The sequence below is a fragment of the Vibrio sp. M60_M70 genome, from assembly GCF_037162085.1.
GTDB classification, from domain to species: Bacteria; Pseudomonadota; Gammaproteobacteria; order Enterobacterales; family Vibrionaceae; genus Vibrio; species Vibrio diabolicus.
Genome location: NZ_JARLUL010000001.1, coordinates 2,389,371 through 2,411,932, shown reverse-complemented (window position 1 = coordinate 2,411,932; position 22,562 = coordinate 2,389,371). Strand labels below are relative to the sequence as shown.

At 45.3% G+C, this 22,562-nt stretch carries 27 protein-coding genes; 15 read left to right on the top strand and 12 right to left on the bottom strand.

Annotation, left to right across the window (positions count from 1 at the left end):
* Positions 1-298 precede the first annotated feature (298 nt).
* Positions 299-1,507: a DUF2066 domain-containing protein gene (locus P4S59_RS11200; protein ID WP_065645522.1), complete on the top strand. Its 1,209-nt coding sequence runs from the start codon at positions 299-301 to the stop codon at positions 1,505-1,507.
* Between the two features lie 140 nt (positions 1,508-1,647).
* Here the strand turns inward: P4S59_RS11200 and P4S59_RS11195 are convergent, their stop codons facing one another.
* From P4S59_RS11195 to P4S59_RS11180, 4 genes are read right to left on the bottom strand one after another with little or no spacing between them, the layout of a single operon-like run.
* Positions 1,648-2,088, bottom strand: coding sequence for a DUF2069 domain-containing protein (locus P4S59_RS11195; protein WP_012841511.1), 441 nt, complete (start codon positions 2,086-2,088; stop codon positions 1,648-1,650).
* 22 nt (positions 2,089-2,110) lie between these two features.
* Positions 2,111-2,680, bottom strand: a complete 570-nt coding sequence (wrbA, locus tag P4S59_RS11190; protein WP_337168410.1) for an NAD(P)H:quinone oxidoreductase — start codon at positions 2,678-2,680, stop codon at positions 2,111-2,113.
* Positions 2,681-3,031, bottom strand: a complete 351-nt coding sequence (gene arsC, locus P4S59_RS11185; protein ID WP_005380410.1) for an arsenate reductase (glutaredoxin) — start codon at positions 3,029-3,031, stop codon at positions 2,681-2,683.
* A 16-nt stretch (positions 3,032-3,047) separates the two neighbouring features.
* Complete coding sequence (locus P4S59_RS11180) at positions 3,048-4,499, bottom strand: beta-barrel assembly-enhancing protease (protein WP_337168409.1); 1,452 nt, start codon at positions 4,497-4,499, stop codon at positions 3,048-3,050.
* A 257-nt stretch (positions 4,500-4,756) separates the two neighbouring features.
* Here P4S59_RS11180 and P4S59_RS11175 point away from each other — a divergent pair, with 257 nt between their 5' ends.
* Both P4S59_RS11175 and P4S59_RS11170 read left to right on the top strand, forming a co-directional pair.
* Entirely contained in the window at positions 4,757-4,993 is a 237-nt protein-coding gene (locus tag P4S59_RS11175; protein WP_046875522.1) for a sulfurtransferase TusA family protein, read from the top strand.
* A gap of 1 nt (position 4,994) precedes the next feature.
* On the top strand, positions 4,995-6,068 hold the full coding sequence (locus tag P4S59_RS11170) for an AI-2E family transporter (RefSeq protein WP_006741685.1): 1,074 nt from the start codon (positions 4,995-4,997) through the stop codon (positions 6,066-6,068).
* A 77-nt stretch (positions 6,069-6,145) separates the two neighbouring features.
* Here P4S59_RS11170 and bcp read toward each other — a convergent pair whose 3' ends face one another.
* Both bcp and P4S59_RS11160 read right to left on the bottom strand, forming a co-directional pair.
* On the bottom strand, positions 6,146-6,616 hold the full coding sequence (gene bcp, locus P4S59_RS11165) for a thioredoxin-dependent thiol peroxidase (RefSeq protein WP_005380418.1): 471 nt from the start codon (positions 6,614-6,616) through the stop codon (positions 6,146-6,148).
* Positions 6,617-6,632: 16 nt separating this feature from the next.
* Positions 6,633-7,175 (bottom strand): glycine cleavage system protein R, encoded by a 543-nt coding sequence (locus tag P4S59_RS11160; protein ID WP_012841515.1) that lies wholly within the window; start codon positions 7,173-7,175, stop codon positions 6,633-6,635.
* A 476-nt stretch (positions 7,176-7,651) separates the two neighbouring features.
* Between P4S59_RS11160 and dapA the strand changes: the two genes are divergently transcribed.
* Positions 7,652-8,530 carry a 4-hydroxy-tetrahydrodipicolinate synthase gene (gene dapA / locus P4S59_RS11155; protein ID WP_012841516.1) on the top strand — a complete coding sequence of 293 codons (879 nt, stop codon included), beginning with the start codon at positions 7,652-7,654 and terminating at the stop codon, positions 8,528-8,530.
* Between the two features lie 80 nt (positions 8,531-8,610).
* Positions 8,611-9,630 carry an outer membrane protein assembly factor BamC gene (gene bamC / locus P4S59_RS11150; RefSeq protein WP_006741687.1) on the top strand — a complete coding sequence of 340 codons (1,020 nt, stop codon included), beginning with the start codon at positions 8,611-8,613 and terminating at the stop codon, positions 9,628-9,630.
* Between the two features lie 106 nt (positions 9,631-9,736).
* Here the strand turns inward: bamC and P4S59_RS11145 are convergent, their stop codons facing one another.
* The 4 genes from P4S59_RS11145 to P4S59_RS11130 are packed head-to-tail and all read right to left on the bottom strand — an operon-like array spanning position 9,737 to position 12,155.
* Positions 9,737-9,940, bottom strand: a complete 204-nt coding sequence (locus P4S59_RS11145; protein WP_012841517.1) for a DUF2897 family protein — start codon at positions 9,938-9,940, stop codon at positions 9,737-9,739.
* Positions 9,937-10,635: a M15 family metallopeptidase gene (locus P4S59_RS11140; protein WP_337168408.1), complete on the bottom strand. Its 699-nt coding sequence runs from the start codon at positions 10,633-10,635 to the stop codon at positions 9,937-9,939. The genes P4S59_RS11145 and P4S59_RS11140 overlap by 4 nt, the downstream gene beginning before the upstream one ends.
* Positions 10,636-10,649: 14 nt before the next feature.
* Positions 10,650-11,786 carry a succinyl-diaminopimelate desuccinylase gene (dapE, locus tag P4S59_RS11135; RefSeq protein ID WP_047008854.1) on the bottom strand — a complete coding sequence of 379 codons (1,137 nt, stop codon included), beginning with the start codon at positions 11,784-11,786 and terminating at the stop codon, positions 10,650-10,652.
* 18 nt (positions 11,787-11,804) lie between these two features.
* The gene (locus P4S59_RS11130) at positions 11,805-12,155 is read right to left on the bottom strand and encodes an ArsC family reductase (protein ID WP_047008853.1); all 351 of its coding nucleotides are present in this window, start codon (positions 12,153-12,155) and stop codon (positions 11,805-11,807) included.
* A 292-nt stretch (positions 12,156-12,447) separates the two neighbouring features.
* Here P4S59_RS11130 and P4S59_RS11125 point away from each other — a divergent pair, with 292 nt between their 5' ends.
* Positions 12,448-12,735, top strand: a complete 288-nt coding sequence (locus tag P4S59_RS11125) for a winged helix-turn-helix domain-containing protein (protein WP_005380433.1) — start codon at positions 12,448-12,450, stop codon at positions 12,733-12,735.
* 34 nt (positions 12,736-12,769) lie between these two features.
* Here the strand turns inward: P4S59_RS11125 and P4S59_RS11120 are convergent, their stop codons facing one another.
* Positions 12,770-13,102: a DUF4156 domain-containing protein gene (locus tag P4S59_RS11120; RefSeq protein WP_081441201.1), complete on the bottom strand. Its 333-nt coding sequence runs from the start codon at positions 13,100-13,102 to the stop codon at positions 12,770-12,772.
* Positions 13,103-13,105: 3 nt separating this feature from the next.
* Positions 13,106-13,459 (bottom strand): DUF2956 domain-containing protein, encoded by a 354-nt coding sequence (locus tag P4S59_RS11115; RefSeq protein WP_041853025.1) that lies wholly within the window; start codon positions 13,457-13,459, stop codon positions 13,106-13,108.
* A 143-nt stretch (positions 13,460-13,602) separates the two neighbouring features.
* Here P4S59_RS11115 and P4S59_RS11110 point away from each other — a divergent pair, with 143 nt between their 5' ends.
* The 9 genes from P4S59_RS11110 (at position 13,603) to fliS (ending at position 22,406) form a co-directional block, all read left to right on the top strand.
* Entirely contained in the window at positions 13,603-14,088 is a 486-nt protein-coding gene (locus P4S59_RS11110; RefSeq protein ID WP_012841521.1) for a DUF2919 domain-containing protein, read from the top strand.
* Positions 14,089-14,133: 45 nt separating this feature from the next.
* Positions 14,134-15,036, top strand: a complete 903-nt coding sequence (locus P4S59_RS11105) for a Dyp-type peroxidase (protein ID WP_337168407.1) — start codon at positions 14,134-14,136, stop codon at positions 15,034-15,036.
* A 149-nt stretch (positions 15,037-15,185) separates the two neighbouring features.
* A complete protein-coding gene (locus P4S59_RS11100) occupies positions 15,186-16,319 on the top strand; it encodes a flagellin (RefSeq protein WP_046875529.1) in 1,134 nt (377 codons plus the stop codon).
* A gap of 263 nt (positions 16,320-16,582) precedes the next feature.
* The gene (locus P4S59_RS11095) at positions 16,583-17,716 is read left to right on the top strand and encodes a flagellin (RefSeq protein ID WP_005393103.1); all 1,134 of its coding nucleotides are present in this window, start codon (positions 16,583-16,585) and stop codon (positions 17,714-17,716) included.
* A 287-nt stretch (positions 17,717-18,003) separates the two neighbouring features.
* Positions 18,004-19,134: a flagellin gene (locus tag P4S59_RS11090; RefSeq protein WP_006741693.1), complete on the top strand. Its 1,131-nt coding sequence runs from the start codon at positions 18,004-18,006 to the stop codon at positions 19,132-19,134.
* 92 nt (positions 19,135-19,226) lie between these two features.
* Positions 19,227-19,661, top strand: a complete 435-nt coding sequence (gene flaG / locus P4S59_RS11085; RefSeq protein ID WP_048625857.1) for a flagellar protein FlaG — start codon at positions 19,227-19,229, stop codon at positions 19,659-19,661.
* Positions 19,662-19,682: 21 nt separating this feature from the next.
* The gene (gene fliD, locus P4S59_RS11080; RefSeq protein WP_337168406.1) at positions 19,683-21,674 is read left to right on the top strand and encodes a flagellar filament capping protein FliD; all 1,992 of its coding nucleotides are present in this window, start codon (positions 19,683-19,685) and stop codon (positions 21,672-21,674) included.
* Between the two features lie 3 nt (positions 21,675-21,677).
* The gene (locus P4S59_RS11075; protein ID WP_012841523.1) at positions 21,678-21,983 is read left to right on the top strand and encodes a flagellar protein FliT; all 306 of its coding nucleotides are present in this window, start codon (positions 21,678-21,680) and stop codon (positions 21,981-21,983) included.
* 12 nt (positions 21,984-21,995) lie between these two features.
* On the top strand, positions 21,996-22,406 hold the full coding sequence (gene fliS, locus P4S59_RS11070) for a flagellar export chaperone FliS (protein WP_012841524.1): 411 nt from the start codon (positions 21,996-21,998) through the stop codon (positions 22,404-22,406).
* The last annotated feature ends 156 nt before the right edge of the window (positions 22,407-22,562 follow it).

The following is a 22,562-nucleotide window of genomic DNA, read 5'->3' as shown; positions in this document are numbered from 1 at the left end:
ATGTTGCATGGATCAAACTTTCGATTGAATCTTTCCCATAAATAGCGTTTTTGAGAGTTAGTTGCTTGCAAATTGGCCTCTTTTACGAGTCTTGCGTGACGATGAAAAATGAACTGTCTAACTTGTTGAGATAGCTGGATAAGCAATGAGTTTATTATGAAAAACAACACTAGAGTGCTCGTTGAGACCCGAGTTAACAAAGCTGGTCATAATACAGACAATTTACTCAGTACTTACCTTGCTCAAGATTTGATAGTTGCTTATTATTCGGGTTCTTGTTCAGAGGATTATAAAAACTATGCGCTATTTAGCTCTCTTACTGATAGGTTGGTTGTCCCTACCAGTATATGCATTAACTCAGGTGGATATCTATCGTGCCGAAGTGGTTATCGACAGTGAGCAGAACGACGGTGAGTCTCTGGCTCGTCAACAAGGTATGCAGGATGTGATTGTTCGAGCGACCGGTTCTCAATCCTCTTTAAGCAATCCAGTGATTAAAAAGGCACTTGGTTCAAGTGCGCGTTACATTTCCCAACTGAGCTATGGGCAGGTTGATGGAAAAGCGAGCTTAAAAATGTTGTTTAACAGTGACCAAATCAGCTCGCTTTTAACACAAGCTCAATTGCCATCTTGGTCGCCAAATCGTGCCAATATTTTGGTTTGGATGGTGGAAGAACAGGGATACGATCGTAATATTGCTTGGGAGCATTCCGACTCTTCAAACGCTGTAGCACTTCGCAGTGCTGCGAAATCGAGAGGCTTGCCGATCACGATCCCGGTTGGTGATTTTGATGATGTAACTGGTGTTAATGTTTCTGATCTTTGGGGCGGCTTTATTGAGCCAATTGGCCAAGCGAGCCAGCGCTACCCAGCGGATGCCGTTTTAGTTGTGCGCGCTCAAGGTGAACAAATTCGCTGGACGTTATACGATCAATCACCAATGAGAATTGTTGAAGCACAGCGCTCTCCGCGTAACGGTTCCGCATCAGGCGCCAATGCCATTGCTGAGATGGTTGATGGCATCGCTGACTACTACGCGAGTAAGAGCGCAGTGGTAGTATCTGGAAAATCTTCAAAAGCGTTGGCGGTGAAAGTCCTTAATGTAACGTCTGCCACGGACTTCTTCCGTTTAGAGAATGCGTTAAAACAACTTAATTCGGTTGCGGGTACGGAAATTAAGCGTGTCCAAGGTGATGAGCTGACGCTCAACATCCATCTTTTGGCATCTCAACAAGCTTTTGAGAAAGAAGCTTCTTCTATTTCTCAATTAATGGTTTTTGAAGATCCTTTAGGTGAAGTTGATGCCCCAGCTTTAACTCAAGAAGCAGAGCCAATTGCTCCGATGAATGAAGCTAAAGATACAGCTATGGTAGAAAAAGTGCAGTCTGAAGTGCCTGCGGATATCGCGGCGGAAGCAAAGGACGAAACGCAACCAACTCAGCCGATGATTGTGGAGCCTGTCCGAGAACAGTATGACTTGATCTACGAGTGGCGCTCGGCATCGTAATCGCATTGATAGCGTTCCAGGCGTCAAGCGCAAGGATCAAACACCAATGTGGTAAGCGTAAAAAAGAGTCGCAATAGCGACTCTTTTTGTTTTCTAAATTCGTATTCGAACCAATGCTCAGTGATTGATTGCGATTGGCGTTATTTATTGAATTTCGCTTTTTCTTCTTTTTCTACTTGAGAGAGGCGCTTCAACTTAAGACCTAGCTCTTTGCCTCTCGCTCTAGCAAACAAAATATTGCCAGCGAAACCGAGTGAAGTCAGGAGCAACTCTACTGCCGCAAGCCAACGTTCTCCACCATCCACATAAAGGATGGTCAGCGCATGCAAGAAATACAGCATAAGAACAAAGTTAGCCCAAGCATGAGTGTAAGGCTTACCAGCCAAAATACCAGGCAACGGAAGTAATAGCGGAATACACCAAGCAATAGCAAGTGTTGTGCTGCTAAGGTGAGGGTGAGGGGACAACGCAAGCTGCCAAATTGCGACCCAGGCTAATAAGGCTAAGTTGCCAAATAAAGCTAGGTAACGATAGGTTTTAGCCTGTGTACCGAGTGGTGTTTGGTCTAAAGAGTCAGACATCGATTAACTATCCTTGATTTTACTAACAGACTTTTAGTTTTAACGCTGCAGTTGCCAGCCTTTTGCCTAGTTGTTGTGCCAGACGAATCTCTTCACTGCTGAGGGTTGCCTCATGGCCTACACTGCTGGCGCCATACGGAGTGCCTCCGGACTGCGTAGTGTGTAACTCTGGTTCGGCATAAGGAATGCCCAAAACCATCATCCCGTGATGCAACAAAGGGGTCATCATGCTTTGTAACGTTGTTTCTTGACCACCATGCATCGAAGAGGAAGAGGTAAAGACACAAGCTGGCTTATCGATTAAGTCACCACTGACCCATAAAGATGTAGTCTGATCCCAGAAGTGCTTTAAAGGCGCAGCCATGTTGCCAAACCAGACGGGACTGCCAAACGCTAGACCGTCGCACGTTTTCAGTTCCTCTAGAGTAACAATTGGATCAGAAGGGGAGTGTGAGTGATGTGACAATTCTTCAACTGTACGCAAAATTGCTTGGCATTGAGGAGTCGATTCGACTCCTCTTGCTATCTGTCTTGCCAGTTGTTTTGTCGAGCCGTGACGGCTGAAATACAAAATAAGGATCTGGCAATCCATTTATAGAATATCCAACACTTGCTCTGGTGGTCGACCAATTTTCGCTTTGCCGTTGGCAACTACCACCGGACGCTCAAATAATTTTGGATTTTTCGCCATTGCTTCGAACAATTGCTCATCGCTAACAGAGTCTTCGCCTAGGCCAAGTTCTTTGTATTCGCTTTCTTTGGTGCGCATCATTTCACGTACAGATGAAAAGCCAAGCTGTGCGTACAGCGCTTTTAGCTCATCTACGTTAAGTGGTGTGTCTAGGTATTTGACGACTTCCGGTGTAACACCATTTTGCTCAAGCAGTTCAAGTGTTTGACGACTCTTTGAGCAACGAGGGTTGTGATAAATCACGACTGACATGGTTTTCTCCATTTCGTTATTGTAATGCCATGAATCGATCTCTTTGGATCATGAGTTGGTCAATACGGGCATCGTATCGAGCTTGCTCTAAGCTGCCCAACTTGGCCATTTTACTTGCTTCACTATAATATTGAATCGCTTTATTCCAGTTTGCTCGCAACGCCAAAATTTCCGCTCGCGCAGCCAACTCTTCATCACTACGTCCTAGCGCGTGGTAGCTCTTCGATATTAGGTGCCAGCCATTTGTATCTTCAGGATAATCATGAGTGTATCTTTGAAGAACTCGCGTGGCTTGATCGTTTTTATTGTCCTCAAGTAGCGCATTGGCATAGTTAATGGTCAATACTTTATTTTGAGGGTTCCGAGATAACGCTTTACGGAGCATCTCGGTTGCTTTTTCTGGCTGCTTCTTCTCGATATATAAATCCGTCATAGCATCCAGGTAGAACGGGTTACTTGGGTCCTGCTCCAGCAACTTTTTCAAAATAGGTTCCGCTTGAGACAAGCGTTTGCTGTCTAAATGTACGAGTGCTCGCCCATAGTCAAAAGCAGGTGTAATGTCCGCAGAGGCTTTCTTTTGAGTTCGCTCAAACCAGCCTAAAGCAGCTTGTCCGTCAATGCCGGCGTACCGCGCTGCAATGCGCGCACGCGCTAGGTGATAGTCTATTGAAGGCACAACTCGCATTGGTGGATAGGTCCTTGCTCGCGCACGGCTATCGGTAATTCGATCTTCAGGTAGTGGGTGAGTCAGTAGCATTGGCGGCGGTTTACTCGCATAACGATATTCATCTGCAAGACGGCCAAAAAAACGTGGCATTGCTTGAACATCAAAACCAGCTTTTGCCAGTGTTGAAATACCAAAGCGATCCGCTTCTTTTTCATTCGCGCGAGTGTAGTTGATTTGGCTTTGCATGTTACCTGCGGTTGCCGCCGTAATTGCAGCCATCCCCGCTTCTGGTGAGGCAATCGAAAGCAGTAATGCGCCAGCGAGTGCAGCTAATGTGGCCGGAGAGCGACGTGCTTGCTCTTCCATGCTGCGCGCAAGGTGGCGTTGTGTGACGTGCGCAATCTCGTGAGCAACAACAGAGGCCAACTCACTTTCTGAACGCGCATGAAGAAACAACCCAGAGTGCAACGCTACGTAACCACCAAAAAACGCGAACGCGTTAATATTGCGGTCGCGAATCATAAAGAAGTGAAACGGCGTTTTTACATCGTTCGCATTGGCTACTAGTCTGTGCCCGAGAGCGTCAATATATTCATTGATAACAGGATCATTAACGATAGGTTTACTGGCTCTGAGCATACGCATATAGGCGTCGCCGTAAATCAACTCTTGGTCTATTGAGAGCGTGCCACCAGCAGCCGTACCAATGTCTGGCAAGTCAATGCTATTGGCATAGGTTGTCGGCGAACTGATTGCAGCTGCAAGACATAAGCAAACTAGCGAGCGAGTGCGTTTTAACATACGTTTAAAAGGTTCTCCAAAATACATAAGCATGTGGTTAGAGGCTGAGAACCTCTCAACAGCGCCACATGCGTTTTGGTTATCCGCGAGGATATAAGCTAGCAATAAGACCGGAAATAAATGAATTGGTTTCGTAAATTATTTTATATCCGAGTCATTTCAGCATGTGGTTAAATCATGTCAGAAGTGCTAGCACCAGCTCAAAAAGCCGTTACAATACAACCCTATCATAAGTGCAGAGCAATACAATGGAATCCATGTTACTTGATTTGCGTGAACAACGTTGCCCTATGGCACTGTTACTTGCAAAGCGTCACGCTGCTGAAGTCTTTCAAGGAGAAACGCAGCAGTATCATCAACTTGTTATTCAAGTGGTGGATAACAGCTCTAAACGAGACATTGTGAACTATCTCAGTGCCCAAGGGTACTCAGTTGATTGCCAATCTACATCAGAGCACTACACATTGACTGTATTCAATAAGGAATCCGCATAAGATGTTTGAAATGGTTAGTCGTTGGTATAAACGACGTTTCTCAGACCCTCATGCAGTAAGTCTCGTCGCGATCTTGCTGTTTGGTTTTATCACCATTTACTTCTTTGGGCATTTGATTGCGCCATTGCTTGTCGCGATCGTTTTGGCTTATTTACTTGAATGGCCAGTCGTAAAAATGTGTCGCATGGGCGTGCCGCGCACTTTGTCAGTCATCATCGTGATCTTAATGTTCGTCGGATTGATGTTGATCGCTTTGTTTGGTTTGGTTCCGACGATTTGGACTCAGGTCGGTAATCTAATTAACGATATTCCAAACATGTACAACGGGTTACAAAAGTTTATTGTCACGTTACCAGAACGTCATCCTGAGTTAGCAAACTTAGAAATTGTAGAAACCGTGGTGACAAATGCCAAAAACCAAGCGTTGGGACTTGGTGAGAGTGTAGTAAAAGGCTCACTTGCGTCATTAGTCAGTATTGCGACGCTAGCGGTATACCTGATTTTAGTGCCACTACTTATCTTCTTCTTACTGAAAGACAAAGAAGAGATGCTAAGAATCGCGAGTGGTGTTTTGCCGAAAAACCGTAAACTCGCGAATAAAGTTTGGCATGAAATGAACGAGCAGATCTCCAATTACATTCGCGGTAAAGTGCTCGAGATTTTAATCGTGGGTGGCGTGAGCTACGTGACTTTTGCCATTTTAGATCTTCGCTATTCGGCGCTGCTTGCCGTAGCTGTCGGTCTATCGGTGTTAATTCCTTATATCGGTGCGGCAGCTGTAACCGTGCCTGTCGCCATCGTTGGTCTGTTCCAATGGGGTCTTGCGCCTCCATTTTATTGGTTGCTGCTTGCTTACGGTATTATCCAAGCGCTGGATGGTAATGTGTTGGTTCCTGTTCTGTTTTCTGAGGCGGTAAATCTACACCCAGTTGCCATCATTGTGGCAGTGTTAGTCTTCGGTGGCTTGTGGGGTTTTTGGGGCGTATTCTTCGCCATTCCGTTGGCGACACTAGTTAAAGCCGTATGGCATGCCTTACCAAGTACGGAAGAAAACGAACCAGTCGAACAAGAGTAGGCGTTACCAAAGTACAATGCTCAAAAGAAAGCCCAGCAGTTTGCTGGGCTTTTTTGTTATTTGAGAACGGATCGCGCTTATGCGTTTTCGTTCAGGTAATTTAATACGACTTCGTGGTGATCTTTGGTTTTGAACTTGTTGAACACGTGTTCAATCACGCCTTCTTCATTGATCAGGAAGCTAATGCGGTGAAGACCATCGTATACTTTACCCATGAATTTCTTTTCGCCCCAAACGCCAAATTGGTCTGCAACGGCATGATCTTCGTCAGAAAGCAGGGTGAAGTTTAAATCATCACGCTCGATGAATTTGCCTAGGCGTTTTACAGGGTCGATGCTTACGCCAAGTACAACCACGTTGTGCGCATCTAATTCAGCTTTGATGTCACGTAGACCTTTTGCTTGTGTAGTACAACCCGGCGTCATCGCCTTAGGGTAAAAGTAGAAAAGTACTTTCTTGCCTTTAAAGTCTTCAAGAGAAACGGTATTTCCGTCTTGGTCGAGCAAAGAGAAGGCTGGCGCTGGCGAGCCTGCTGTCAGCGTATTCATGGTGATTTCCTTTACTTTATAGTGTGTTTTTAATGAAATTCAGAGAACCTTGTACGTTGAGCGACTGACAAAGTTCATCGAAATCTTCTTGTAATTGCATTAAGTTACAATCCGCACTTACTGATGCGGTAATCGCAATGTGGAATTGGTCGGCATCAAGTTGAATTTTCGACTTACTGATAGTTTGGGCGCTAAGAGAGTCCAAACCAATCTGTTGATCCGCGAAGAACTTAGTAAACTTTTCAGTCAGACCTGGGCGGTCTTCAGACTCAATAAACACTTCCATTGTGTAGCTGTTGTCGAGCAATTCGTGCGCCGACGTACGCTTCATAATCGTAATCAGGTCATGCTCTTGGCCAAGTAGGGGCAATTGCGTTTCTACTCGAGTCACACTGCTGGCGTTCCCAGTTAGGAGCATGATCAGCGTAAATTCACTTCCAAAGATAGCGATACGGCTATCGACTATGTTACAACCGGCTTGAGTAACGAGGTGTACGACTTGGTTACAAATGCCTGGACGGTCCGTTCCAACTGCTGTAAGTACCAGATGTTGCTTCATAAATGAGCTTCTTGTCCTTTCTTCAATAGAGAGATGTTAGCACAGATATTGCGGAGAAATATCGAGTCAGTTCTTTTTTTAGTTTACAAAAAAGCAGGTTGGCTCTTGAGGTGAACGATTGGAGGCAAGCAGTAAACGAGGGAGTTGAGGGAATAAACGTTTGCATGATGTGCTTGCGTGTTGTTTGGTCTTTTTATTCACTCAGGTCTGACTTGGTGAGCACGACCAAAGAGTATATTTTCCTGGCTTGTGCACTTCAGTATTTTCCAAATCACTGATAGATTCTAAAGTCACTCGAAAGCCCAACACGATTATCAATATTGCCGCTAATCAAACCAAATAGAGCAATTAAGTTGCTAGACCTCTAACAACTGATAATTATTCATTCATTTGTACTTTGTAAGCGAGTTTACGCTCTTGTGTTTTTCAATCGCATTACAGTACCATGCAGAAAGAGTTAAATGAGGGAGATAAACATGTTTTCAGGAAGTATCGTAGCGCTGATTACGCCATTCAAAGCAGATGGCGAAGTAGACTTTGACAGTCTGCAAAAGCTAGTAGAGTACCACGTTGAAGCGGGTACAGACGGTATTGTGGCGGTAGGCACAACAGGTGAGTCAGCGACACTGACCATTGAAGAGCATGTAAAGGTCGTTAATAAAACTGTTGAGTTTGCCGACGGTCGCATCCCTGTGATTGCTGGCACGGGTGCAAATGCAACCCACGAGGCAGTAACATTTAGCAAATTACTGGCTGATTCTGGTATTGCTGGCTTCCTGAGTGTGACACCGTATTACAACAAACCAACTCAAGAAGGTTTGTTCTTGCACTACAAGGCAATTGCTGAAGCGAGTGATGTGCCTCTAATTTTATACAACGTACCAGGCCGTACTGCTGTTGATATGCAGCCAGAAACAGTGGCACGCTTGTCAAAGCTTGATAATATCGTGGCTTTAAAAGATGCAACGGGCGATTTGGACCGAATTGCAATTCACCGTGAACTTTGTGGCGAAGATTTTATCTTACTAAGTGGCGATGATGCGACGGGTCTCGATTTTGTGAAACTTGGTGGCAATGGTGTTATCTCGGTAACGAACAATATTGCAGCTAAAGACATGGCAGACATGTTCCATTTGGCAAGTGAAGGTAAGTATGAAGAAGCAGAAGCGATTAACCAACGCTTGATGACTCTACACAAAAACCTTTTCATTGAAGCAAGCCCTATCCCAGTAAAATGGGCAGCGCAAAAGCTTGGTTTGATTGAAGAAGGTGGTTTGCGTCTTCCTTTAACCACACTTTCTGAAAAATCGCAGCCGATCGTTGAACAGGCGTTAACCGACGCCGGTATTTATTAAAATTGAGCTATTAAGATTGAGTTACTAGGATTGAAGTTCATACTGGGGGCCAAAGCGCCCTCGGTGTTTTAGGAGTATAGATGAAGCTTTCAAGCCAGTTAGTGTTAAGTTCATTAGCTGTATTCGTATTGACTGCCTGTTCAGGTGGTGCCAATCAACGTCGTCAAGCAAAAGATGACTTCGAGTATTTGAACTCCCCCAATTTGGGTGAGTGGAATGTCCCACAAGGCGCACAGCCACAGTTTTATCCGAACTATGAGATCCCTCAGGGTAACTATGCTGGTGGTGTAGGTAAAGATGTCGACATTCGTCCACCTCAACAAGTCCTAGAGCTTATTCCTGGTGCACGTCTGGACCGCAGTAGTGATGGTGAAGTGACACTTTGGCTACTTCGTAAAGATGAACTAGATAAAGTTTGGCAAACGGTACAAAACATGGTCGCGGCCAACGAGATTCCAGTTGAAAGCCAAACAGATTCTCGCATCGAGACGGGTTGGGTGACGTGGGATTCGCCAGACGAAGAGCTGGAAATTGGTAGCCGATATGAGATCGTACGTGCTGAAGCAAATGGTCGACACGGCTTTAAAGTTAGTCTTATTGACTGGCGTGAAGGCAATCAAGTGAAAGAAGTAACGGCGACCAACCGTGAGCGCTACAATGTGTTCATGACGAACTTGGTAACCGCTCGCTACGATCAAGAAGTACGTGAAGAAGCACAACGTAAAGCGCAAGAGTTGGTTAAACAGATCCCAATTACAATGGGTAAAGACCGTAGTGGGCTTCCTGTGATTGTCGCGCGCGCGCAATACAACATGCTTTGGCAACGTCTGCCTAATATTCTACCTAAGATGGGCTTTAAGATTGAAGAGCGTAGCCAGTCTCAGGGCACAATCACTGCGAAATATGCGTCTCCGGATGATGAATTCTGGAACGATATCGGCGTTAAACCAGTGGAGTTAGACGCTGGTAAGTACACATTCTTACTTGGCGATTTAGGCAACCGTACGTCTATCAATATTACGGATTCCTCTGGTAAGCCAGTAGAAGAAGAGTTTTTGAAATCACTAGCGCCTGTATTGGCTGCGACGGTGAAGCAGTAACCAAAGCGAACTTAACGCGATACGTTTACACAATAATTGAAAAGGGACCCAGTGGTCCCTTTTTTGATGCTTATATTCGGCGTGTCGGGATAAAGTAGGTGTTTAACTAACGAGGCTCGTCTTTGTTGCTCTCCTCGTCAGCGGAGCGCTGTTTATCCAACGTGTTCAGCTTATCTAAATCGTTCTTACGGCTTTTATCCATCTGACCAAACTTCATTTTTGCGGTGTATTTGAGTGCGGCAATGTTACCAATGACCACGCTCAACACTACAATGATAATGACCCAAGGATTGGTGAGTATTTCTATCATAGAGCCTCCGGCGGCGTGATATTGTGAATAAATTTGGCAACGACGTTATCCAAATTATTCAGTATGACGTCAATCCCTGCAATGTTGTCGGTCTGATTTTGCTGAATCAGCTGGTTTCTGAGCACATCAGGCGTCAATTGCGCGAGGCACTGTTGCCCGACAGTGCGGTGGCTAATGTGCCAAGGCTCAATCGAAACGCCACCTAAATCTTGCTGATAAGGGAAGAAGAAGCCGAATCGACCAAGGTTGGCTTTTAACCATTGGTAGAATGCTTGCTGGTGGCCATCAAGGTACTCCCAAGGTTCCAGCTTGAGTTTGGTGTCAGTAGGCAATAAATTGCGCGCATAGACATCAAAATCACAACCCCAATGATGACGACTTCCTCCAGGCAGTGCCGACCAGCGCAAAATGGCCATCAACTTCTCTTCGTCATTTAACTCTGCTTTGTTGAAAGGGCGGGAGTTGACGTCGAGAATTGGCAACTCACCAGAAAACTTCCCGTTCCAGATCGCTTTTTGGCGGTTGAAGTCACGAAAACCACTGGCGATTTCCATTTTAAAACCTGCTTCTGTTGCCGCTTCAATCATCTTTAGCAGATCGTCAGCCACTTCAGGGTGGAGTAGAAACGCTTTTTGACCCACTAAAGTGGATTCCAGATGAGAATCTGTGGTGCCGGTGAGTTGCTCTGGTGTCATGGTGCTCTCGCTGATTACTTCGCTAACAGGTGTTTCAACGTGTTCTCGTACATGTCAGTCAACTTTTCTAGATCGTCCACTTTCACGCATTCGTTCACTTTATGAATCGTAGCATTAACAGGGCCTAACTCTACGACTTGACCACCCATTCGAGCGATAAAGCGACCATCAGACGTACCGCCAGTTGTAAGTAGGGCTGGCTTCGTATCATTCACGTCGGCAACAGCAGCAACAACCGCATCTAGCAGCGCGCCTGTATCGGTCAGGAATGGGTCGCCGTTGAATGTCCATTTTAGATCGTAGTCCAGCTCATGCTTGTCCAATGTTTCGGTAACACGCTGAACAATTGCGTCATTGTTAAGCTCAGTACTAAAACGTAGGTTGAACTGAACATGGAACTCGCCAGGAATGACGTTAGACGCACCAGTGCCAGCCGATACGTTCGGGATCTGGAAGCTGGTTGGTGGGAAATAATCATTCCCTTTGTCCCACTCGGTTGTTGCGAGTTCATGAATCGCGAGTAGAGACTCGTGCACTGGGTTATTGGCTAGGTGAGGATAGGCCACGTGGCCTTGTGTTCCTTTTACTGTTAAATCGCCCGTGATAGAACCGCGACGTCCATTTTTCACCACATCGCCAACCACTTCGGTGCTGGATGGTTCACCGACGATACACATGTCGATATTCTCGCCACGTGCCATCAACGTTTCTACAACACGAACGGTACCATTGATAAATGGTCCTTCTTCATCCGACGTAATTAGAAAGCCGATTGAGCCTTTGTGGTCTGGGTTTTCTGCAATGAAGCGTTCGACAGCAACGACCATAGCAGCTAGCGACCCTTTCATGTCCGCTGCACCGCGACCGTGTAGGTAACCATCAATAATAGTTGGTTCAAACGGATGTGTATCCCAGTGCTCCAGTTTGCCAGCAGGTACCACATCGGTGTGGCCAGCGAACGCAAATAGTGGCGCTTCTGAACCACGGCGAGCCCAGAAGTTCGTGGTGTCTTCAAACACCATTACTTCAATTTCAAACCCGAGTGCTTTTAAGCGCTCGATCATCAAATCCTGACAACCTGCGTCTTCCGGCGTTACTGATTGTCTACTGATCAGATCTTTAGCAAGTGCCAATACTGGACTGTCTGTCATCCTTGAGTATTCCTTTATTTAAGAGTTGAAAATGGTAGCGTATTGATCAGCTTTAAAACCGATATGAAGTTGATCATTCACTTTTAAAATTGGGCGCTTGATCATCGCCGGATTTTCTACCAAAAGAGCGATCGCGTTTTCTTCGTTAAGCGTGTCTTTCTGTTCTTGTGTCAGTTGGCGGTAGGTCGTGCCACGTTTGTTGAGCACCTGTTCCCAACCTAAAGCGCGACAAAATTCGCTTACCATAGCTACATCAACGCCTTGCTTACGGTAGTCATGGAAATCGTAAGCAATATCCTCAGCTTCTAACCATTTTTTGGCTTTTTTGATCGTATCGCAGTTGGGAATACCAAACATGGTAATCGACATAGTGTTTCCTTTTTTCTTTGTTCTATTTTTCACTGGCGCGGTTAAGACGCACTTAAGTTATTTGGGCTGCTATAGCATCCTATCAAGAAGCAATCAAACTGACAAAATGCGGTGGAAAATATTTTCAGATAGATTGAGATAACTGATGTTACGTAACTTATTTACGATGAATGCACTATAAATCGAATAAAAAATCGTCTAAATCAAATGGAAAAGTCGAGTTATTGATCAAACGCAACATCTCGCTGAGCAAAAACGAAATAATGAATCAGCACAATTTTAGGAGGTGTCAATGGAATTGAGTCCTGTTTTTGCAAGGCGGCTATATTTGGCCTTGTTGGTGGAAAACCTAGAAAGGCCGAATGTGCCAAAGTTGATCGAAAAAACGGGGTGGCCTCGTCGTACAATTCAAGATGTACTCAAGGCGTTACCTGGGATCGGCATTGAACTCATATTCGTTCAAGATGGCCGACGTCATAATGACGGCTATTATCAACTTTCAGATTGGGGGCCTTTTGATAGCCAATGGGTTCTAGAGCGGGAGAGAGATATCGCTAGCAGTCTTGGATTTCGTGCATAAGCCAGCAATTGCTGGCTTTTTTCATATTCAGGCGTCACCCATTACAGCGGTAAGCGGAGCCCAGTACGCTAAATGAGGTGATAAAATCTTGTGGGGAGACCATAAAAACGGTATCCGCATCGATAGCCGCGGCATTGTTTTTTAAATCATTCATCGCACCTTGCATCATCGCGTCATTAGTCATAAAAATGTAGTTATACCAATGACCCTCGCTTCCGGTGACTTCGCCTTTGTATTCGCATCGATCAGGGTTGAACTGAGCGTCAATGCGAATATGAACATCTTGGCTTTGAGCATGAGTAAGGTGAGAAGGCATCGTGCAACCAGAGAGAAGTACGACAAAAAGTCCAAGTAACAGGCGTCTCATCAGCTATTTCCCCAATACTATGTAAGCAGCAAAGCCAATCCAGCTCAGAGCGAGCAGTATCCAAGGCAGTTTGCTTGATGCATGGTTTGGCGCATCGTCGGTGATGTTGTCTTGTTCGATAGTCTCTTCATGCTGACGTTGCTTTTCACGTTGCTGTTTTTTCTTTGCTTTATCGGCTTGACGATTGCGCTCTTTCTGCTGCTTCTTATATTGAGCGATGCCTTTTTCGATACCTTGAGCGATAAGCTTGGTTTGCTCTTTGGTTTGCCCCGGTTTCTGCGTGGATTTGGCAATTCTCATCGCTTCGGCTTGAGTTTCTTGAGAAGGCGCTGGGGTAGCTGGAGTTCTTTTTTTCATGTTTCTCATCAACGTCATTGTAAATCTTTGTTTAGTTTACCTGTGTAAGATGATGAAATGAACTTTAGTTCTCATCTTTGCTGGCTTGCAACTCTGAAATGATAGGTTAAAGTGGCGTTTTATCACATTAAGAAGAAGATGTTGTGCGCTACTCGTTTGACCAATATGACGCCCATGGATTTTTAAAAGCGCCGATTATTTTATGGTTTGGATGGATGTTTCTTGTGCGTTCATGGGTTGTATTTGCGATGGCTGGCGTAAGTCGTGATAGTGGCAGTAAGCTACTCGCTATTGTTTACCCAGACTCAAGTACGCTGTATTTGGGGTTGGCTATGGGCATTCCAAGCCTGCTTCTCATGTGGTTGATGGGGCTCCGTCACCCCGATAGAGGATGGGTAAACAGAATTACTCGCTATGGTCGAGAGATCACTTTGATCTTGTGCGGTATCCAACTGGCTCAGACCATGTATCATGTGTATCTGGAACATGGTGTATTCAACTGGGCAAACGCCCTTACCATTACCTTATTAGCTTGGTTTATGATCTATCTTCTAAATGGAAGATGGGTAAAAGACTGTTTTCATGTGCCACAATTGGAGCGCAATGAAGAGCAGCCTTCGAAGAATTAAAAACAATAACTTCCCACACCGGGGCAAAGTATAGAGGAAACCTCAATGTCACAAGCTCAAACGGCGATCGTGCCAGAAGCAGGGCCATTTGCACTGTACACTCAACTTAAAGTGAACCAAAACCGTGAAAACGTATTGGATAAGCTGAAAGCACTACCAAAGTTAGTGGAAGAGTTAAATATTACCCAGCCAGGCGCGGCGCTGACCCTTTCTATCGCATTCACAAAATCGTTTTGGCAACACCTCAATGTAGACGCGCCAGAGGAGCTTATTGATTTTACTCAACTTGGCGAAGGAGACATCGTAGCGCCTGCAACGGATGTTGATGTGCTGATTCACTGTCACTCTACTCGTCACGACTTGCACTTTTATGTTCTGCGTAAGTTTCTAGAAGAGACGGCAGAAGATGTCACCATTGTGGACGAAACGTATGGGTACCGTTACCTTGATGCTCGTGATATGACAGACTTTATTGATGGGACAGAAAACCCGAAAGGGGAGGCTCGCGCTGATGTGGCTCTAGTAAAAGAGGGCCCATTTGCTGGAGGTAGTTATGTCATGGCTCAACGCTTCGAACATAACCTTGCCGCTTGGAATCGCTTGAATGTCAAAGCGCAAGAAAAAGTGATTGGTCGTACCAAACCAGACTCTATCGAGCTAGAAGACGTTCCTGCTGCATCACACGTTGGTCGCGTTGATATTAAAGAAGAAGGAAAAGGTCTCAAGATTGTTCGTCATAGCTTGCCATACGGGACGGTAACAGGGCCTCATGGCCTGCTGTTTATCTCTTACTGTAATACACTTCATAACATTAAAGTGATGTTAGAAAGTATGTACGGCGTGACAGATGGTAAAACAGACCAAATGCTTCGTTTCACAACAGCGGTAACTGGTGCGTACTTCTTCGCGCCTTCGCAAGAAATGCTCGCAGAGCTAGCCATCAACTAAGTTCTCAGACTTCATTTCTTAAGCCCTCTAATTGGAGGGCTTTTATTTTCTTCTTTTCTATTCCACAGACTTTTTCAAAAAAGACTAAACCTTTCGATTATTTGGTCGATAAGTATCCAAAGCCTTAATTTATTTGGAGTCTGTGTCTCTTGGCTATCACCGTTAATACCAATGTTGCAGCACTTGTCGCACAACGTCATTTGACCAGTGCAACTGACATGCTGAACCAATCCATGGAGCGTTTGTCTTCAGGGAAGCGTATTAACAGCGCAAAGGATGACGCTGCGGGTCTGCAAATCTCCAACCGCTTGCAATCACAAATGCGTGGTTTAGATGTTGCGGTTCGCAACGCGAATGATGGCATTTCCATCATGCAAACTGCGGAAGGCGCGATGAATGAGGTGACTAATATCATGCAACGTATGCGTGATTTGTCGCTACAGTCAGCCAATGGTTCAAATAGCAAAGCGGAACGCACTGCACTGCAAGAAGAAGTGACGGCACTTAACGATGAGCTAAACCGCATTGCCGAAACGACCTCCTTTGGTGGGCGTAAACTGCTCAATGGCAGCTTTGGTAAGTCGGCATTTCAAATCGGTGCAGCGTCAGGTGAAGCTGTGCAAGTTGAATTAAAGTCGATGCGCAGTGATGGCATTGATATGGGCGGCTTTAGTTACATTGCAAACGGACGTGCAAGCTCTGATTGGAAAGTAAAAGACGGTGCGAATGATCTTAGTATGTCATTTACGAATCGTTTTGGTGAGACGGAAACCATTCAAATTAATGCCAAAGCTGGCGATGATATCGAAGAGCTTGCGACTTATATCAATGGTCAAACTGACAAAGTCACGGCATCGGTGAATGAAGAAGGTCAGTTACAGCTATTTATGGCTGGAGAAGAAACTTCAGGCACTTTATCGTTTTCAGGTGACTTAGCGAGTGAACTGGGGTTACAGCTAAAAGGTTACGATGCGGTTGATAACATCGACATTACGTCTGTCGGTGGTGCGCAACAAGCCGTGGCCGTCCTAGATACTGCGATGAAGTACGTTGATAGCCATCGTGCTGAGTTAGGCGCGTATCAAAACCGCTTTAATCACGCGATCAATAATCTCGATAACATCCACGAAAACTTAGCCGCTTCCAACAGTCGTATCCAAGACACTGACTACGCGAAAGAAACCACGCAAATGGTGAAGCAGCAGATTTTGCAGCAGGTCAGTACTTCTATTCTTGCACAAGCAAAACAAGCGCCCAACCTAGCATTAACCTTACTTGGCTAATGATCGATCTCGCTCGAATTTAACGTAAAACCTGCCTGTATCGACAACTCGAAAAGAAGCTTTAGCGAAAATTTGACGTTTTTTTGCTTTTTTATCTGCTTCATCACGATTCCTTCTCCAAATGAACTTTTTCCAAAAAAATCCAAAAAATTCCCTAAAGAAATCAGTTTGAGCGCCGTTAATAAAAGTAACTTTGAGAGAACTACTTGGTTTTCCGAGACGTCGGAAACCGCTATACCGGAAAATCAATTGGAGAAATCACCATGGCAGTGAATGTAAACACTAACGTATCAGCGATGACCGCTCAGCGTTACCTAAACAACGCAAACTCAGCTCAACAAACTTCTATGGAGCGTTTGTCTTCGGGGTTCAAAATCAACAGCGCAAAAGATGACGCTGCGGGTCTACAAATCTCGAACCGTTTGAACGTACAAAGCCGTGGCCTGGATGTGGCGGTTCGCAACGCGAACGACGGTATCTCAATTGCACAAACCGCTGAAGGTGCAATGAACGAGACCACTAACATTCTTCAACGTATGCGTGACTTGTCTCTACAATCAGCAAACGGCTCAAACTCGAAATCAGAGCGTGTGGCGATTCAAGAAGAAGTGACCGCGCTAAACGACGAACTAAACCGTATCGCAGAAACCACTTCTTTCGGTGGTAACAAGCTACTAAACGGCACACACGGTGCGAAATCGTTCCAAATCGGTGCGGATAATGGTGAAGCCGTGATGCTTGAGCTAAAAGACATGCGTTCAGACAACAAAATGATGGGCGGTGTGAGCTACCAAGCTGAAAGTGGTAAAGGTAAAGACTGGAACGTTGCTGAAGGTAAGAACGACCTAAAAATCAACCTAACGGACAGCTACGGTCAAGAGCAAGAAATCAACATCAGTGCAAAAGCGGGTGACGATATCGAAGAGCTTGCGACTTACATTAACGGTCAAACTGACCTAGTGAAAGCCTCAGTAGACCAAGACGGTAAACTGCAAATCTTTGCTGGCAACAACAAAGTCGAAGGCGAAGTCGAGTTTTCAGGCGGCCTATCTGGCGAGCTGGGTTTAGGCGAAGGTAAAAAAGTAACGGTAGATACTATCGACGTAACCTCAGTAGGTGGCGCACAAGAATCTGTTGCTATCATCGATGCGGCACTGAAATACGTAGACAGCCACCGCGCAGAGCTGGGTGCTTTCCAAAACCGTTTCAACCATGCAATCAGCAACTTGGACAACATTAACGAGAACGTGAACGCGTCGAAGAGCCGTATCAAAGATACTGACTTCGCGAAAGAAACGACTCAAATGACCAAGTCACAAATTCTATCGCAAGCGTCAAGCTCAATCCTTGCGCAAGCGAAACAAGCGCCAAACTCAGCGCTAAGTCTGCTAGGTTAATTTCAAACCTAAGACGAGAACCTCATTGGCTCGTGGTGAGAGATGAGCGAGTAAACCCAGCTTCGGCTGGGTTTTTTCTGTCTTTTGGGGACTCAGGATTTCTGCGAATCACGACATTAGAGCTTCATCACATTTCAGTAAGCCAAAGAAAATAATCGCAAAAAATTGAAAATTTCTTCTAAAGGATATTCATCGGTCGCCGTTAAAGGGACTGAGAGAAATGAGATGTACCTAAGTGAGGTGAGAGACACGACGGTACATTCACTAAAGCCTTAAGGAGATCAATTATGGCGATTAACGTTAATACTAACGTTTCTGCGATGACTGCACAGCGTTACCTAAACCAGGCAGCTGACGGTCAACAAAAATCAATGGAGCGTTTGTCTTCGGGTTATAAAATCAATAGCGCGAAAGACGATGCTGCAGGTCTACAGATTTCAAACCGCTTGAATGCACAAAGCCGTGGCCTAGACATGGCGGTGAAAAACGCAAACGACGGTATTTCTATTGCACAGGTTGCTGAAGGTGCAATGAATGAATCTACCAACATCCTACAACGTATGCGTGACCTATCGCTTCAATCTGCGAACGGTTCTAACTCAAAAGCAGAACGTGTTGCGATCCAAGAAGAAGTAACAGCGCTAAATGACGAGCTAAACCGTATTGCTGAAACTACCTCTTTCGGTGGTAACAAGTTGCTGAACGGTACATACGGTACGCAATCTTTCCAAATCGGTGCAGACTCAGGTGAAGCAGTGATGCTTTCTATGGGTAGCTTGCGCTCAGACACTTCTGCAATGGGTGGCAAGAGCTACGCAGCAGAAGAGGGTAAAGATGCATCTTGGACTGTTGGTGAGAAAACTGAGTTCAAAATGAGCTACACCAACAAACAAGGTGAAGAGAAAGAGCTATCGATCAGCGCAAAACAAGGCGACGACATTGAGCAGCTAGCAACGTACATCAACGGTCAAAACGATGATGTAAAAGCGTCTGTTGGTGAAGATGGCAAGCTACAAGTATTTGCTTCTTCTCAAAAAGTTCAAGGTGATGTTGAGTTCTCTGGCAACCTAGCGGACGAGATCGGCTTTGGCGGTCCGAAAGACGTAACAGTGAAAGACATCGACGTAACAACAGTAGCTGGCTCTCAAGAAGCTGTGGCTGTTATCGACGGTGCCCTGAAGTCAGTAGACAGCCAACGTGCGTCACTTGGTGCTTTCCAAAACCGCTTCAACCACGCAATCAGCAACCTAGACAACATTAACGAGAACGTTAATGCGTCTAACAGCCGTATTAAAGATACTGATTACGCGAAAGAAACCACTGCGATGACTAAGTCGCAAATTCTTCAGCAAGCAAGTACTTCAATCCTGGCTCAAGCGAAGCAGTCTCCATCTGCAGCGCTAAGCTTGTTGGGCTAAGTGGTTGACCCAGCCTGAGGTAAATACCTTAGTGCTGGGGCACCAAAGCGATAGATTCTATCGTTAGCCCATAAGGTGGAAGGGAGATTGTAATGGATATATCCTCCTACGCATCGAACATCCAGCCTTACGGCACGCCAAGTGGCACAAAGTTTGCAAATAAAAATGGCAATGATATAGGCACGTCTAGCCCAGCAAATTCAAATGGTGAGGTTTCGCCGCAAAAAGCGAAAGACACCGAATACGACTTCTCTGTTCAAGCCGCGATCGAGATGGCAGAAAGCCGTCAAGAGCTGAACAAAGAAGAACGTGAAAAATTGGTCGCGCAAATGAATGAGTTTGTGACGTCCATAAACAAAGGAGTCGCGTTTCGAGTGGATGAGGAATCCGGGAGAGATGTGGTGACGATTTACGAAGCCAAAACGGGCGACGTGATTCGTCAAATTCCTGATGAAGAAATGCTAATGGTATTGCGTCGCCTAGCTGAGCACACAGCCAACAGCGGGTTGTTGACTGAAAAAGTGTAAGTCGTTTTTAGAGGTGATTTGATGAGTTTAGGCCCTTTGGGGATGTCTGGCGGCATGGATATCAATTCCATGGTCAGCAAAATTGTGGATGCCGAACGCGTACCAAAGCAGCAACGCATTGACAACGAGCGCACGACAATTAATGCCAGTATCAGTGCCTATGGGCGACTCAGAGAGTCACTGGATACGATGAAAAATCTCATGGCGAACTTTCGTCAAGAGAAAGCGTTTGCCGTTCGTACTGTTGAAACGACAGACGACAATATCGTATCTGCTACTGCAACTACAGATGCTATCGCTGGCAAATATGCTATCGATGTGTTGCAGCTTGCCCAGAGCCACAAAGTCGCTTCTGACGTACTGCCAGAAGAGGCAAAGTTTGGCCCTGGTAAGCTGCAGATTTCGCTTGGTGATGACACCTTCAACGTGAACGTTCGTTCGAGCTCCAAGCTCGCAGATGTCGTACGTGGCATCAACGGCTCAAAAGACAACCCCGGTGTTCGAGCATCTCTCATTAACGACGTTGAAGGTCCACGCCTTATCCTTGCTTCTAACCTCTCTGGTAAGGATCATCAAATCAGAGTCAGTGTGGAGGCCGACAAAGGCAACCCTCTAAAATATTTCGAATATCAAACACTTGAAGACCGTGTTAACGCGCTTGAAGAAGCTCGTTCAGCGGCGGAAGAAGTGTTAGGTCCTCTTCAATTCCCAGAGCAACCAGTAGAACTGGATGCAAACGGCAATCCTCTACCTCCAGAAGAGCAAAAAGCGGCAGAAAATGGACAAGATGATGGCTCCCAAGAGCCTATCTCTGCTGCGGGTGCAGATGCTGCTAAAGCTGGGCAGGAAGCGATTGATGAAGCCAACCGACGCGCGAGTTTGCGCCCTGAAGACCGAATTCCAGGGTGGACAGAAACTGCGTCAGGCACTTTGCTGGATTCTTATGAAGAGCCAGAGCTTGAACTTGACGAGAAAGCAATAGAGAAGGCACCAGATGTTCCGGGTTGGAGTAATGCGGCATCAGGCACATTAACCGACTCTTACGTTACGACGAAAGAGGCCAAGCAGCTTCTTGAGCAAGAAAAAGCTGAAATTGAGCAAAAAATTGCGAGTGAAAAACAAGCGCTAGACGCAAAAGTTGAACGTGGTGAATTGACCGAAGAGCAAGCGAAACAAATTCATCGCGCTAAGCTGGATCCTCAAGAGCGTGAACGTTTAGAAAAAATTGATGAAGCAGAAGCGAAAATCGCAAAAGCGCAGTCTGCTTTTGAAGAATACCTTGGTATGACAGAGGTACAAGCAGGGCAAGATTCAGAAGTTCTGCTTGATGGAGTAGCAAAGCTATCTAGTCATAACAATGTGATTGAAGATGCCATAGAAGGTGTTGATTTAACAATTAAAGGCAAATCAGAACCGAACAAGCCACCTGCTGAAATTGGCGTCGAATACGATCGTCAGAGTGTGCGTAACGACATCGAAAACTTTGTGGCTGCGTATAACTCGTTTTATCAAACGTCTCAAGCGTTGGCGAGTGTGGATCCGGTCACTGGTCAAAAAGGACCGTTGTCGGGTGACAGTACCGTACGCAGCGCAGACTCACGATTAAAATCGGTATTTTCCACTCAAATTGATAAAGCGCCTGAAAACCTAAAGTCATTAACTGAATTTGGCATTACTACCACGCGTCAAGGTACCTTAGAAATCAACTATGACATGTTGGATCGTCAGTTGAACAACAACTTCAACGAGCTAGAAAAGTTCTTCGGTGGCAACACAGGTTTTGCTAAACGAGTCGAAGACGCGATTCATGGTATTACAGGCATTACAGGCAGCATTCGTACTCGAGAGAAAAGTCTCACAGAACAAAATTATCGTTTGAGTGATGATCAAGCGGCATTAGATCGCCGCATGGAAAGCCTAGAAAAGCGAACTCACGCGAAGTTTACCGCCATGCAAGATGCGACTGGCAAAATGCAAGGTCAGTTAGGTGCCTTAATGAGTGCGTTGGGTTAATAAATGCAAAAAGAACTCATAGATATTAGTGATATAGATCAACTAATTACGCAAGAATTGGAAAAAGTCGACTTTAGTACTGAAGAAATTCTTCGCTTGGTCGATATCAGGGAACGGTTATTGCAAAACCTGTTACCAATTATTCATCAAAATCCTTTGGTTAAGCAGGATGCAGAGTGGCAAGCGTTGCTTACTCGTACCAAAAGAATTGTCGAGCTGATGCAATCGGAAACGTCAAAGGTCGGAAAAGAACTTCATAAGTTTCGTTATGGCCAGCGTTCGCTTCAGCAGTACAAAAAATTTATTTAAAAGAGGATTACTATGCGCGGTTCTTTGCAAGCATACAAAAAGGTATCAGTCGACAGCCAGCTAAGCGCGGCTTCTCCGCACAAAGTCATTCAAATGCTTATGGCTGGTGCGATTGAGCGCCTTATTCAAGGTAAAGCGGCCATGCAAGCAGGCAACATTCCAGCAAAAGGTGAGCGTTTAGGTAAAGCGCTAGACATCATTATTGCGCTACGTAGCTGTCTATCGATGGATGACGGTGGTGATATTGCTTCAAACTTAGATTCACTCTATGAGTTTATGATCACGCAAATTTCAGCTGCTAACCATCAAAATGATCCTCAACTGATCGACGACGTTATCGACATTATCCGTGAGATCAAATCCGCTTGGGACCAAATCCCTACAGAGTTTCATAATCTTACAGCAGCTGAAGTCGGTATTTAATAACCAAAACAACGCGTTAAGATATTAGAGGAATATATTTGTCAATTGCGCAACGAGTTGTGTAGCAAAGTTTCTATCAAGCTCACACCTCTTTATTGCTTGGTTGCCTTATTTTTATATTCAAATAAAATAGAAGCCATTAGTAGCCCTAATGGC